This is a genomic window from Nocardia sp. CC227C, assembly GCF_030767025.1.
GTDB lineage: Bacteria > Actinomycetota > Actinomycetes > Mycobacteriales > Mycobacteriaceae > Nocardia.
In genome coordinates this window covers 287,469-300,382 of record NZ_JASITE010000003.1, presented here as the reverse complement: position 1 = coordinate 300,382, position 12,914 = coordinate 287,469, and the positions used below count along the sequence as shown (strand labels likewise).

Here is a 12,914-nt window from a genome sequence, read left to right as displayed (position 1 = left end):
GGGCGCGGCGCTAGGCGCTTTCGCGGCCCACGAGACGGATGCGCTCGGTGCGGGACGGGCCGCGATCGGCACCCGCCGCGGTCGCCGTATCGCGGGAGCCGCGGCGGCGCGTGGCGGCCGGGGCGTCGGCCGGGTCCACCGGCGGCGCGCCGAGCAGATCGCGCAGCGGCGGATCGACCCGGTCCACGCCGAGATTCAGGTCGGCGTAGAGCAGGCCCTCCTCGTCCTCTGCGAGCGGGTGGGCCAATTCGGCTCCGTCCGAGCCGAAGATGCGCGCGTAACCCCCACCGCGGGCCAGCCGTGCGTTCACCCCCGGCACCGACAGTCCGGCCGACCCCACCACCGCACACGGGGCCAGCACGAACGCCCCGCCCTCGATGGCGTACAACCGGCTCGCCGTGGTGGGCGCGCCGATTCCGGCGGTATCGCCGGCGGTGAGGAACCCGGGCCAGGCCGCGACGTGAATCTGCTGTCCGTCGGCGCGCATGGCGCGAGTGAACAGCGGCCGCGAATTCTCCTGCCCGGACAGCGCGCCCAAACGTCCGATGCGGCTGCGGTGCACGGTCGGCAGACCCGGCGTACCCGCACTGAATACGCGCCGCTCCTGGCTGTTGAGCCCGGGTTTGTGGCGCAGCGACAGCACCGCCCCGCCGTCGTCGATGACGGCCTGTGTCATGAATACGCGGCGATCACACCGTTCCACGAATCCGAACACCACGTGTATTCGATGCTCCCGGGCCGCGGCGAGCACCGCACGCATTTCCGCGCCGTCGCGCGTCATGGCGTTGGAGCGGTAGTGCGCAACGGATTCCGCCGCACCACGCCCATCCGGCGACACCCACCACGGGTAGCCGGGTACGAAAGCCTCGGGAAACGCGATCAGTTCCGCACCAGCCGTGGCGGCCGCGCCCATCAATTCGACAATATGTTCGATTCCGGCGCGCAGTTGCCATTTCGGCTCTGCTTGAACGACAGCGACCCGCACTTTCTCTCCCTCGGCAACTCCCGCGTAAACCCCTTCATCTTCGCATTCTTTGTAGGAACGGGTTGTCGCACAATGCCTATCCGTGCCCGGCTACCGACCGTCCGTGCCAGTGCGTCCGCCCACCCTGAATGAGGCGGGGGTCGCACCCTTTTCGACCCGGAAGGCCCGATAGCAATGCCGCTCGGTGAGGAATCCGGATGCCGCGGCGACAACCGCTATGGGCAGCATAGGTTCTCGGGCGAGCATTTCACAGGCGTGTTCCACCCGCATTCGCCGCAATACCGCGGCCGGACCCTCCTCGCAATCGTCGAACACGCGGTACAGGGTGCGGCGCGACATCGCGCAGCCGTCCGCAATTCGATCGACGGTGAGCTCGGGATCGGTGCAATTGCCACGCATGAAGTCGAGCACCCGCTGGCGGGCGAAGGCGTCGGCGGACTGCTCGGACTCCGCCCCGCCGGCGGCCAGGGTGACGGCGGAGGCGAGCAGATCCAGTCCCGGCGTCATGAGCAATCGCGCCTGCTCCGGTTCCCGGCTCTGCAGGTCGGCCAGGTCCCGGAAGTACCGCGCCACCACACCGGCGGGGCTGTCGCGCGATACGGCGGTGGCGGTGGGCAATTCGTCGTCGGCGAGCCCGGTGAGTTCCCGTATTCGAGCCAGCGGCACCCGCACGACCGCCATTTCCCATTCTTCGGGAATCATCCAGCGATAGGGCCGGGTGGTGTTGTAGAACACCAGCGACCCGGGTCCTACCTCGGCGATCCGGCCGTCCTGATACAGCCGCCCGCGCCCACCGAGCTGAACGGTGGCGAGCAGATACTCGTCGCTCGCCCCCGAGATCAGGCTATTCGTGCGCCGCGCTTCCTGCGGCGTCGATCCGACGGTGGACAGGTCCACGTCGTCGTAGTGCCCGAGATCGATCCGCCCGTGGAAACTCCCGGACGGCAGCGGTACGGACGCGAGCGGCACATAGCTGTCTCCGAGCAGTGCCTCCCACTGCTCGAATACTTCCGCCGCCGACTCGTCGGCACCGGATCGCAGCTCGATTCGTTCGAGCGCCAACCGATTCAATTCCGCACTCACCTTGCACCTGGTGTACGTCGATGATTGCGTTGCAGTCTCTCAGATTCCCGGCACCGATCCCAATGACCGCGCTTACGGCCGACTTCCGTTCACGATGAAGCGTGCAGCAGTGGCGCGAGCGTACGCAGCGTCGACAGCGAATCATCGTCGAGTACTTGCAGCACGAGATGGTCGGCGCCGGCGTCGAGGTGGTGAACCAGCTGCTCCACAACCGATTTCGCGCTTCCGTGCGCTACCAGGGCGTCCAGCAGTCGATCGCTGCCCGGTTTCACCAGATCGGCGTCCTCGAATCCCAACCGCCGCAGATTGCTCGTGTAATTCTGGAGATCGAGATAGAACTCCACCCGCGGTATCGCCTGCGTACGGGCGCGCACCGGATCGGTGTCCAGCACCACCTTGTGCTCGACGGCCAGCAGCGCGTCCGGTCCCAGCGTCGCACGCGCACGGCGGGTGTGTTCGGGGGTGACCAGATAGGGCAGCGCACCGGCGGTGCGGTCACCGGCCAGTTTCAGCACCCGCGGGCCGAGCGCGGCCAGGGCGCGACGCTCCTTCGGCACCCCCGCACGGTCCAGCTCGTCGAGGTATTCGACCAGCACCTCGTAGGGCTTGCGGTACTCGCCGGTCATCTCCGGATGGCCCGCACCGAGGCCGAGCAGGAACCGTCCCGGGAAGCGGGCGTCGAGGCGATGGAAGGATTCGGCCACTTCCGCGGCGGGGGCGGACCAGACGTTCACGATGCTGGTGGCCACGTGGATGGTCTCGGTCGCGGCGAGCAGCTCAGCCACGCCGGGCAGTTCGGCGGGCGGCGATCCGCCGAGCCAGAGCGTCCCGTACCCCAGCCCTTCCAGCTCCCGTGCCTCCTCCGGTGTGAACCCCCCGTAGGCACGCCATACGCCAATTCTTCCGAGTTCCGTCATACCGAGAGCGAACTCGTCGGCACACGCGGCTATTCCGCCGTAGCCGCCCCCGCCGCTCAGGCCGCGTGCACCGCGCTGAGATCGAGTTCGATATCTGCGAAGAGAATGCCCTCGGCCCCGCCCGCCAACGGCGCGGCCAGCTCCCGCCCGCCGGGTGCGTAGATCCGGGTGTGCCCGCCCGGCCCGCGCACCAGCCGCTTGCCCGCGTCGGGGCCGCGGTGCTGCTCGCTGCCCGCGACATCCATGACGGCGCACGGCGCGATCACGAACATGCCGCCCACCACCGCGTACCAGAGCGTGGCCGCGGTGTTCACGCGCACACCCCAGCCCACCTCCTTGGCGACAATGAACCCCGGCCAGGACACCACGTGCAGCTGTGCCCCGGCGCGCTCGAGGTCCTGGCGAGCGGGCAGCCGCAACTGCTCGGAGCCACCGTGCATTCCGATCCGCCCGATCGCGGAGCGGAATACATAGGGCTGCAACCGATCTCCGGGCGTGAAGATCATCGCCTCCAGTTCCGTCGGATCCGGTTTGCGCCGCAGTCCGATGAGATTGCCGCGATCGTCGATCAAACCCTGCGACAGGTACAGGTCGTTGCCGGATCGTTCGCTGAACCCCACCACCACGTGAATCCGATTCCGCCGCGCCGCATCGGTGATACGGCGGAATTCGGCGCGGTCCACGATCATCGAATTGGTCCGGTAGCGGGCGAGGAACCCGGGACCCCGACCGACCGAGTCCAACCACAGCCACCACGGGTATCCGGGCAGGAACGCCTCGGGGAAGGCGACCAATCGCGCTCCGCCGGCGGCCGCCTCCGCGATCAGTTCCACGGTCTGCTCCACGCCGGCGCGCAGGTCCAGCCAGCGCGGCTCGGCTTGCACCGCCGCGACTCGCACTTTCGAAAGCACCGCGCCTCCCCTCGACACTCACCGTTGATTGACGGTGCAATCACCCTTCGCCAGGTGAGTGCCGGGGCACACCGACATCTCGTGCCGTGCTACCGACCGTGTGTGCCTGGTTAGCTGTCGCGGTGGAGACCGGTGCGGAATTCGCCCGGCGTCATCCCGGTCTCGTCGCGGAAGGCGCGATAGAAGTGCCGCTCGGTGCCGAAGCCGGAGGCGAACGCGATGGCCGACAGCGGCCGGGAGGGATCGGCGCGCAACAGTTTGCGGGCGTGCTCGATCCGCATGCGCCGCACCAGCGCGGCGGGTCCGCCGAACCCGGCGCACACGCGATAGAGCGTGCGCCGCGAGACCAGGCAGGCGTGCGCGACCTCGTCCATGGTGAGGTCCGGATCGGTGAACCGGCGGCGTAGGTAGGCCAGCACCTGCCGCCGGGTGTAGATCGAGTCGGTGGGCGCGACGGTATTGCCGCCCGTGGCCAGCAGCACCGCCGAGGCGAGCATCTCCACGCACTGGGTGCCGAGTACGTTTGCCGCCCGGTCGCTTTCACCGGGCGGCAGTTCGGCCAGCCCCCGGAAGAACCCGGTCACCACGCCGAGCGCGCCGTCGGTGGGCATCGCCGTGGCGATGGGCAGTTCGTCGCGGGTCAGGCCGGAGTGCTCGAGCAACTGGTCCATGGGGGCACGCACGATCACCGACAGCGCGTTGTCGGTGGTGAGGCTGACCAGCGGCCGTCCGCTGTCGAAGAAGGCGATGGACCCGGTCTCGGTCTCCGCGCGCCGCCCCTGCTGCTCGGTCCAGTTGACCCCGTCGACGACGAAGTTGGCGAGGAAGAACTCGTCGGTGGACTGATCCACCTGCTTGCGCGATCGGATCACCCGCTGCGCGCTGGCACGCATCAGGGTCACGCTGGAGCGCTCGAACTGGGTGCAGCTCAGCTGGCCGTGCCAGTGCCCCTGGGCCAGCGGCGCGACGGTTGCCGGCACCACGGTGTCGGCGACGATGGCTTCCCATTGTTCGAAGGCTTGGCGCGGCGAAACGTCCGAGGTCGATATGACCTCGGCGGTGGCGGCAATCGGTCGGCCCACACGGCTATCTTCCCACCGAGTGGGCCGAAACTCCCAGCATTCCGATCGACGCTATGAGTTCGCTCGCTTCACATTCGCAGACAAGCGAATTGGTTCGGACAAATCGGGCGCGCTTCGGGCGAGGTCGGACATCCGGAACGCCGCCGGGGTGACACCTTTCTCCAACCGGAAGGCCCGGTAGAAATGCCGCTCGGTGAGAAAACCCGACGCGCGCGCGACCGCCGCGATGGGCAGCGCCGATTTCGTCAGCAGCTCGCACGCGTAGTCCACCCGCATCCGTCGCAGCACCGCCGCCGGACCGCCCTCGATCTCGTCGAAGACCCGGTACAGGGTGCGCCGCGACATCAGACAGCCCTGGGCGATCCGATCGACGGTGAGGCCCGGATCGGTGCGGTGGGCGCGCATGTAGTCCAGCACCTGCTCCCGAACGACGGCGTCCGGGGTGGACCGCTCACCGCCGACGGCCAGGTGCACCGCGGAGACCAGCATGTCCATGGCCGGAGCCGCCAGCACGGCCGCCTGCCGCGGATCGGTGCGCTGAATTCCGGCCAGGCCCCGGAAGTAACGAGCCACCACGCCGGCCGCGGAATCGCCGGGCAGCGCCACCACGGTCGGCACCTCGTCCAGGGTGATCCCGCTGTGCTCGCGCAATCGACTCAGCGGAACCTGCACGACCGCCTTCTCCCACCGGCCCTCGATCTCCCAGTGATACTGCTCCCCGCTGCCGTAGAGCACCATCATGCCGGGGCGCAGCTCGGCGACGCGATCCCCCTGATGCAGGCGTCCCTGCCCGCGTACGAAGATTCCGGCCAGGAGATACTCGTCCTCGGCGTCGGCGACCGCCCGCGCGGTGCGGCGCACCCGCTGCGGCGTCGCACCCACCGCCGACAGTTCCACCCCGCCGTAACTGCCGTGGCTGATCCAACCGTGGAAGTGATTCGGCGCGGTGGGCGATACGGCCAGCGGGAAGTACGTCTCGCTCATATGCGCTTCCCAGCGCTGAAACGCCTCCCCCGACGAGACCTCGGTTCCGGAGCGAATCTCGACCTCGCGGATATCCGGCACCCGGCCGGTCACCGTCCACCGCTCCCTCCGGCGGCGGACGCCGCGGCCACGGTCGTCACGACATGGACGGCCGACAACACCAACTCCTCATCTCCCGAACCGACGGCTGCGCGGATCCTCAACTGCCGCAGCAGCCCTCCGCGCCGGGCACGGTGCGCAGTTCGCGCGTCTGAACGTTGCGGGCGGCCAGCTCGGCGTCGGGCGGATAGTCGACCGCCACCAGGCTCAGGCCGTGCGCCGGAGCCACGGTCACCGCGCTGGAACGCTCCCGTTCGAGCAGCAGGCCCGCCACCCACTCCGGCGTGCGCCGTCCCTCGCCGACCGCCAGCACCGCGCCCACCAGGCTGCGGACCATGGACCAGCAGAACGCGTCGGCGCTCACGTGGGCGGTCAGCAGATCGCCGTCGCGCTCCCAGTCGAAGCGCTGTAGTTCGCGCACCGTGGTGGCGCCCTCGCGGCGGCGGCAGAACGCGGCGAAATCGTGCAGCCCCAACAGTTCTCGCGACGCGGCCCGCATGGCCTCCAGATCGACGTCGGAGCGACAGGCGACCACGCTGCGCGCCGACAGCGGCTCCGCGCCGTAGGGCGCGGTGGTGAGGCGATAGGCGTAGTGGCGGCGAACGGCGGAGAAGCGGGCGTCGAATTCCGCGGGCGGGAAGCTCACCGACTTGACCCGCACGTCCTTCGGCAGGAACCGCGCCAGCCGATGCACCAGCCGCGGCCCGTCCACCTCGGCGCGGGTGTCGAAATGCGCGACCTGCCCCTCCGCGTGCACCCCCGCGTCGGTGCGTCCGGCCACGGTCAGCTGCACCGGCTCCCGCAGCACCTTGCCCAGCGACTCCTCGAGCACCCCCTGCACGGTGCGCAACCCGGGCTGGCGGGCCCAGCCGATGAAGTCGGTCCCGTCGTAGCCGATATCCAGCCGTACCCGAACCACGTCCGAGCCCGAATCCTCCACCACCACAGCGACCTCCTGATCGACACGAGTCGAGCCCGCCGCCCCGAAGGGACGACGGGCTCGACATGAGTCCGACTATCGGGGCACCGGGGCGTACCCCGGCTCCCAGGGGTGCGGGGGCGGAGCCTCAGATCCGCCGCGCACCCGGCTCACACGGGGGTGCCGGGGGCACAGCCCCCGATCCCCTCGCGCAGCCGACTCACACGGGGGTGCGGGGGCAGAGCCCCCGATCCCTTCGGAAGAACGAAGACGTCAGTCTTCCTTCTTCTCCTCCGCGGGAGCCTCGGCGACGGCCTCGGTCTCGGCCTCCTCGACCTTCTCCTCGACCTTGGTCTCCGCGACCTTCTGCTGCGAGGCGGCGACGCGGCGGGCACGATCGGCCTCGTTGGTCACGGTCTTCTCCCGGACCAGCTCGATGATCGCCATCGGCGCGTTGTCACCCTTGCGGGGGACGGTCTTGACGATGCGGGTGTAGCCACCCTCGCGACCGTCGAAGGACGGGCCGATCTCCGCGAAGAGAGCGTGCACGATGTCCTTGCGGCGGATCACCTTCATGACCTCGCGACGGTCGGCCAGAGTGCCGGCCTTCGCCTTGGTGACGAGCTTCTCGGCGTAGGGGCGCAGCGCCTTGGCCTTGGCCTCGGTGGTCGTGATCCGACCGTGCTCGAAGAGCGCCGTCGCCAGGTTGGCGTAGATCGCCTTCTGGTGCGACGCCGACCCGCCGAAGCGGGCACCCTTCTTGGGCTTGGGCATTGTTGGAATCTCCTGTGTTGAAGGCCGGCTCGGGGCGCTACACCCCGCGCGGCCTTAGAGCTGTTCGGTTTCGGCGTAGTCCTGCTCGCCGCTGTCGGTGTCGCTGAACGAGCCGCTGTCGCTCCAAGTGCCGCTGGCGGCGTCGTAGCCGACGACGCTGGACGGATCGAAGGAGGCCGGGGAGTCCTTCAGCGAGAGGCCCAGCGAATGCAGCTTGACCTTGACCTCGTCGATGGACTTCTGTCCGAAGTTGCGGATGTCCAGCAGATCGGACTCGGTGCGGGCAACCAGCTCGCCGACGGTGTGCACACCCTCGCGCTTGAGGCAGTTGTAGGACCGCACGGTCAGATCCAGGTCCTCGATCGGCAGCCCGAAGGACGCGATGTGGTCGGCCTCGGCCGGGCTGGGCCCGATCTCGATGCCTTCCGCCTCGACGTTGAGCTCACGAGCCAGGCCGAACAGCTCGACCAGGGTCTTACCGGCCGACGCCAGCGCATCCCGCGCGGAGATCGAGTTCTTGGTCTCGACATCCAGGATGAGCCGGTCGAAGTCGGTGCGCTGCTCGACACGAGTCGCCTCGACCTTGTAGGTCACCTTCAGGACCGGGGAGTAGATCGAATCCACCGGAATCCGGCCGATTTCCGCGCCCGACGCCTTGTTCTGCACGGCAGGGACGTAGCCGCGACCGCGCTCGACCACGAGCTCGATCTCCAGCTTGCCCTTGTCGTTCAGGGTGGCGATGTGCATATCCGGGTTGTGGACGGTCACACCGGCCGGCGGCACGATGTCACCGGCGGTGACGGTGCCCGGGCCCTGCTTGCGCACGTACATGGTGACCGGCTCGTCCTCTTCGGACGACACCACGAGGCCCTTGAGGTTCAGGATGATGTCGGTGACATCTTCCTTCACGCCCGGAACCGTGGTGAACTCGTGCAGCACGCCGTCGATGCGGATGCTGGTGACCGCGGCACCCGGAATGCTCGAGAGCAGGGTGCGGCGCAGCGAGTTGCCGAGGGTGTAGCCGAAGCCCGGCTCCAGCGGTTCGATGGTGAACCGGGAGCGATTCTCGGAAACGACCTCTTCGGTCAGCGTCGGTCGCTGTGAAATCAGCATGGACTGTTCCTCCTTCAAGAGCGCCCGCTATTTGACGCTCACGACATGGATTGCGGGGGACCGACTTGCGGCGGCCCCCCACCAGCGGCGCGGTGAGCGCCTACTTCGAGTAGAACTCGACGATCAGCTGTTCCTGCAGCGGAACATCGATCTGCGCACGCTCGGGGAGCTGGTGCACCAGAATCCGCAGTCGGCCCGGGACGACCTGCAGCCAGCCCGGAACCGGACGCTCGCCGTAGGTCTCACGCGCGATCTGGAACGGCAGGTAGCCGGCCGACTTCTCCTTGACATCGATGATGTCGTACTGGGAGACCTGGAACGACGGCACGTCGACCTTCACACCGTTGACGGTGAAGTGGCCGTGCGAGACGAGCTGACGAGCCTGACGACGGGTACGGGCCAGACCGGCGCGGTACACGACGTTGTCGAGCCGCGACTCGAGCAGACGCAGCAGGTTGTCGCCGGTCTTGCCCTTCTGGCGGTTCGCCTCTTCGTAGTAGCGGCGGAACTGCTTCTCCATGACGCCGTAGGAGAAGCGAGCCTTCTGCTTCTCCTGCAGCTGCATCAGGTACTCGGACTCCTTGATCCGCGCGCGGCCGTGCTGGCCGGGCGGGTAAGGACGACGCTCGAACGCCTGGTCGCCTCCGACGAGGTCGACACGCAGACGACGCGACTTGCGGGTAATGGGGCCGGTGTAACGAGCCATGTTTCTCTACCTTCCTTCCCGCTAGACGCGACGCCGCTTGGGCGGACGGCAGCCGTTGTGCGGCTGCGGGGTGACATCGGAGATCGTGCCGACCTCGAGGCCAGCGGCCTGCAGCGATCGGATCGCGGTCTCACGGCCCGAACCCGGGCCCTTCACGAACACGTCGACCTTCTTGACGCCGTGCTCCTGCGCCTTGCGGGCAGCGTTCTCGGCAGCGAGCTGCGCGGCGAACGGGGTGGACTTACGCGAGCCCTTGAAACCGACGTGGCCGGAGGACGCCCAGGAGATGACGTTGCCCTGCGGGTCGGTGATGGACACGATGGTGTTGTTGAACGTGCTCTTGATGTGCGCGTTGCCGTGGGGGACGTTCTTCTTGTCCCGGCGACGCGACTTCTGAGTCTTCTTCGGGCCAGCGGCCCGGCTCTTCGGAGGCATGCGCTATCCCTACTTCTTCTTGCCGGCGACGGTCTTCTTCGGACCCTTGCGCGTGCGAGCGTTGGTCTTGGTCCGCTGGCCACGCACGGGCAGGCCGCGGCGGTGGCGGATGCCCTGGTAGCACTGGATCTCGATCTTGCGACGGATGTCGGCCTGCACCTCGCGGCGCAGGTCACCCTCGACCTTGAAGTCCTGCGACTCGATGTAGTCGCGGAGCTTGGTCAGGTCGTCGTCACTGAGGTCCTTCGAGCGCAGGTCGGCGCTGACGCCGGTGGCTTCCAGGATCTCCTTGGCGCGGGTACGGCCGATGCCGAAGATGTAGGTCAGCGCGATCTCCATGCGCTTTTCACGCGGGAGGTCGACGCCCATCAGACGTGCCATGGTGGCGATTCCTTTTCTGTTCGGAGGTCTGCTCCCTGTCCGTCCCCTCGTATGGGGCCCCGGCCTCCGTACCGGGGGTGGGCCGCCATCCGCCCCGCACGGGGCTCGACAACGGCGACTGGCGCTGGGAGGTCTTCTTGTGTTGCCAATCCGAACTGCGTTCGGTGCTTGGCTGGTGAGCGACCGGGATTGCTCCCGGCGAGCCCGGCCTTCCGGCCGAAATCAGCCCTGGCGCTGCTTGTGGCGCAGGTTGTCGCAGATCACCATGACCCGTCCGTTGCGGCGGATCACCTTGCACTTCTCGCAGATCTTCTTGACGCTCGGCTGAACCTTCACGTCAGATCCAATCTGGGTCGGTGTCCACTGGCCGTGAACACAGTTGTTCCCCGGCCGGTATGGCCGGGGAAATCTAGGGGCAATCGCCGCGGGCGATTACTTGTAGCGGTAGACGATGCGGCCCCGCGACAAGTCGTAGGGCGACAGCTCGACGACCACGCGGTCCTCGGGCAGGATGCGGATGTAGTGCTGCCGCATCTTGCCGCTGATGTGCGCGAGAACCTTGTGACCGTTCTCCAGCTCGATCCGGAACATCGCATTCGGGAGCGGCTCGATAACTCGACCCTCGACCTCGATGGCCCCGTCTTTCTTCGCCATATCCTCCGCGATCCCGTTTAGGCTGAACCTGGTTGGTTGCAGCGCTCTCGGCTAGCTGTGCGATCACTGGTTTGTCGTGCACTCCAGTCGACCCGGTGCCATACTCACGGGACACGGCATGAGGACATGCCACTGCCACCGTGTAGGCGCACCGCCGACCAAGCTTACTCGTCTTCCCAGTTCGCGCCAAATACGGGGCACTGTGACGTGCGGAGCAGAGCCCCGGTGACGTGCGGAGCAGAGCCCCGGTGATGTGCGGAGCAGAGCCCGCGCCCGGCGGTCGTCCGCCCTCGCGGAACCGACTGCCCCCGACACGTCCTCGTCTGGATCGCTAAACTCTGCGCTGTCCTGTATCAGTTCGGTCCAGCATTCAGGGGGACATGTGAGCCGCAACAACGACGGCCTCCCGATGCTGCCGCCGTGGCTCTCCGAGAGTGAAGTCACCGAGGTCGGCTACGAGGCTCCCGTCGAGAACCTCCCGCACGACGAACTCATTCCCGAGAAGAAGTCCGCCCGCGGCGGCCTGTTCGGCCGCCGCAAGGGCCGCAAGGACAAGGACGCCCCCGAGCCCGACCCCATCCCCCAGCGCGAACCGGTCCGCATCCCCCCGACCCCCGCCTGGAACCAGGACCCGTCCCCCAACGACGCGCACGCCCCCGAATCCGAACCGCCCACCGGCCTCCCCCGCCGCACCCCCCAGGCATCCGGCCACCACCCCGGCGACCAACTGCCCGCCCCCGCCCACGGCTTCGACACTCGCCAGCACGGCGAGCCGGGGACGCGGAGCGAGCACAGCACGCCCGAGCGGCCCGGCGAGGCGGCACACCGTCCGCTGCCCGGCGGCAACCGGGTGCCGCGGCCCCGCGACAACCGAGCGCCGGGGCAGCCGGACACCGATCGAACCCCCTCGCCGCGGTACGAATCCGCCGGAGACGCCCCCCGGCGACTGCCGCCCCTGGAGGAGAGCGCTCCGCACGAGGGTGCGGCGAGCGGACGCCCACCGCTCCCAGGTCCCGCCAACCCGTCGGCTCCGGCCCACCCGGCGGTTCCGGCCCACCCGTCGGCACCAGTCAACCCAGCAGCTCCAGCCCACCCGGCGGTGCCAGTCAACCCAGCAGCTCCAGCGCACCCGTCGGCTCCGGCGCACCCACCGATTCCCACCGCGCCGACGAGCGCGCAACCGCCGAACCGCACCCCCGGCGAGACCGCGCCGGACGCACCGCTCCCGCCAGCACAGCAGCACGCCGCACCGCCGCGATTCCCGCTGCCACCCGCACCGCACCGGGATACACCGCACGCCCCGAGCGCCCCTGCGAACACGGAATTCGCCTCTGGCGGACCGAACTCGGCATTCCCCCCGAGCTCCACCCCTGCCCCGAGTTCCCCCGCGCACCCGGCCCCTGCCCCGAACTCGCCCCCAAGCCCCGCCTCTACCCCGAGTTCCCCCACGAGCCCGGCGTCGACCCCAAGCTCCCCCACGAGCCCGTCCCCTGCCCCGAACTCCCCCGCGCACCCGACGCCCGCCCCGAGCCGGGATTTCACCCGGCCTCCCACACCCACCGCGCACCCGGGCTCGACCGAGGCACCAACGCCCGCCACCAACGGCCCCGCCCCGGCACAGACGGCCCAGCCCACCCCACCGCCGACGTCTCCCGATACCCCCGGCGGCACCGCACCGACTCCCGGCACCGCACCGACCTCCAACACCCAGTCGGCACCGCACTCCATGCCGACGTCGGCTCCCGCGCACCCCGCCACACCGGGCCGAGCGCCGAGCCCCACTCCGGCCCCCGGCACCGCGACACGTCCACCCCTCCCGCCCCGGCCACCCCTCCCGGACCCACCCCCGACGGCCTCCCCGACCTCGACGC

General features: G+C 68.9%; 14 protein-coding genes. All 14 read right to left on the bottom strand.

What is annotated here, in order from left to right; genetic code table 11:
• Positions 1-10: 10 nt before the first annotated feature.
• Positions 11-985 (bottom strand): nitrilase-related carbon-nitrogen hydrolase, encoded by a 975-nt coding sequence (locus QMO76_RS07215; protein ID WP_306360397.1) that lies wholly within the window; start codon positions 983-985, stop codon positions 11-13.
• A 90-nt stretch (positions 986-1,075) separates the two neighbouring features.
• Positions 1,076-2,068, bottom strand: coding sequence for an AraC family transcriptional regulator (locus QMO76_RS07210; protein ID WP_306360396.1), 993 nt, complete (start codon positions 2,066-2,068; stop codon positions 1,076-1,078).
• An 89-nt stretch (positions 2,069-2,157) separates the two neighbouring features.
• Entirely contained in the window at positions 2,158-2,985 is an 828-nt protein-coding gene (locus QMO76_RS07205) for an LLM class F420-dependent oxidoreductase (protein WP_306360395.1), read from the bottom strand.
• A 56-nt stretch (positions 2,986-3,041) separates the two neighbouring features.
• Positions 3,042-3,896 carry a nitrilase-related carbon-nitrogen hydrolase gene (locus QMO76_RS07200; protein ID WP_306360394.1) on the bottom strand — a complete coding sequence of 285 codons (855 nt, stop codon included), beginning with the start codon at positions 3,894-3,896 and terminating at the stop codon, positions 3,042-3,044.
• A gap of 110 nt (positions 3,897-4,006) precedes the next feature.
• Positions 4,007-4,978 (bottom strand): AraC family transcriptional regulator, encoded by a 972-nt coding sequence (locus tag QMO76_RS07195; RefSeq protein ID WP_306360393.1) that lies wholly within the window; start codon positions 4,976-4,978, stop codon positions 4,007-4,009.
• Positions 4,979-5,029: 51 nt separating this feature from the next.
• A complete protein-coding gene (locus QMO76_RS07190) occupies positions 5,030-6,055 on the bottom strand; it encodes a helix-turn-helix domain-containing protein (RefSeq protein WP_306360392.1) in 1,026 nt (341 codons plus the stop codon).
• Between the two features lie 106 nt (positions 6,056-6,161).
• Complete coding sequence (gene truA / locus QMO76_RS07185) at positions 6,162-7,007, bottom strand: tRNA pseudouridine(38-40) synthase TruA (protein ID WP_372341913.1); 846 nt, start codon at positions 7,005-7,007, stop codon at positions 6,162-6,164.
• Positions 7,008-7,253: 246 nt separating this feature from the next.
• Positions 7,254-7,754, bottom strand: a complete 501-nt coding sequence (gene rplQ / locus QMO76_RS07180) for a 50S ribosomal protein L17 (protein WP_306360391.1) — start codon at positions 7,752-7,754, stop codon at positions 7,254-7,256.
• 54 nt (positions 7,755-7,808) lie between these two features.
• A complete protein-coding gene (locus QMO76_RS07175) occupies positions 7,809-8,867 on the bottom strand; it encodes a DNA-directed RNA polymerase subunit alpha (protein ID WP_029923719.1) in 1,059 nt (352 codons plus the stop codon).
• A gap of 100 nt (positions 8,868-8,967) precedes the next feature.
• The gene (gene rpsD, locus QMO76_RS07170; RefSeq protein WP_029923718.1) at positions 8,968-9,573 is read right to left on the bottom strand and encodes a 30S ribosomal protein S4; all 606 of its coding nucleotides are present in this window, start codon (positions 9,571-9,573) and stop codon (positions 8,968-8,970) included.
• Positions 9,574-9,594: 21 nt separating this feature from the next.
• The gene (gene rpsK, locus QMO76_RS07165) at positions 9,595-10,008 is read right to left on the bottom strand and encodes a 30S ribosomal protein S11 (protein WP_029923717.1); all 414 of its coding nucleotides are present in this window, start codon (positions 10,006-10,008) and stop codon (positions 9,595-9,597) included.
• Positions 10,009-10,017: 9 nt separating this feature from the next.
• Entirely contained in the window at positions 10,018-10,389 is a 372-nt protein-coding gene (rpsM, locus tag QMO76_RS07160; RefSeq protein ID WP_029923716.1) for a 30S ribosomal protein S13, read from the bottom strand.
• Between the two features lie 222 nt (positions 10,390-10,611).
• The gene (gene rpmJ, locus QMO76_RS07155) at positions 10,612-10,725 is read right to left on the bottom strand and encodes a 50S ribosomal protein L36 (protein WP_025347279.1); all 114 of its coding nucleotides are present in this window, start codon (positions 10,723-10,725) and stop codon (positions 10,612-10,614) included.
• Between the two features lie 96 nt (positions 10,726-10,821).
• Positions 10,822-11,043, bottom strand: a complete 222-nt coding sequence (infA, locus tag QMO76_RS07150) for a translation initiation factor IF-1 (RefSeq protein ID WP_003886926.1) — start codon at positions 11,041-11,043, stop codon at positions 10,822-10,824.
• Positions 11,044-12,914 lie beyond the last annotated feature (1,871 nt).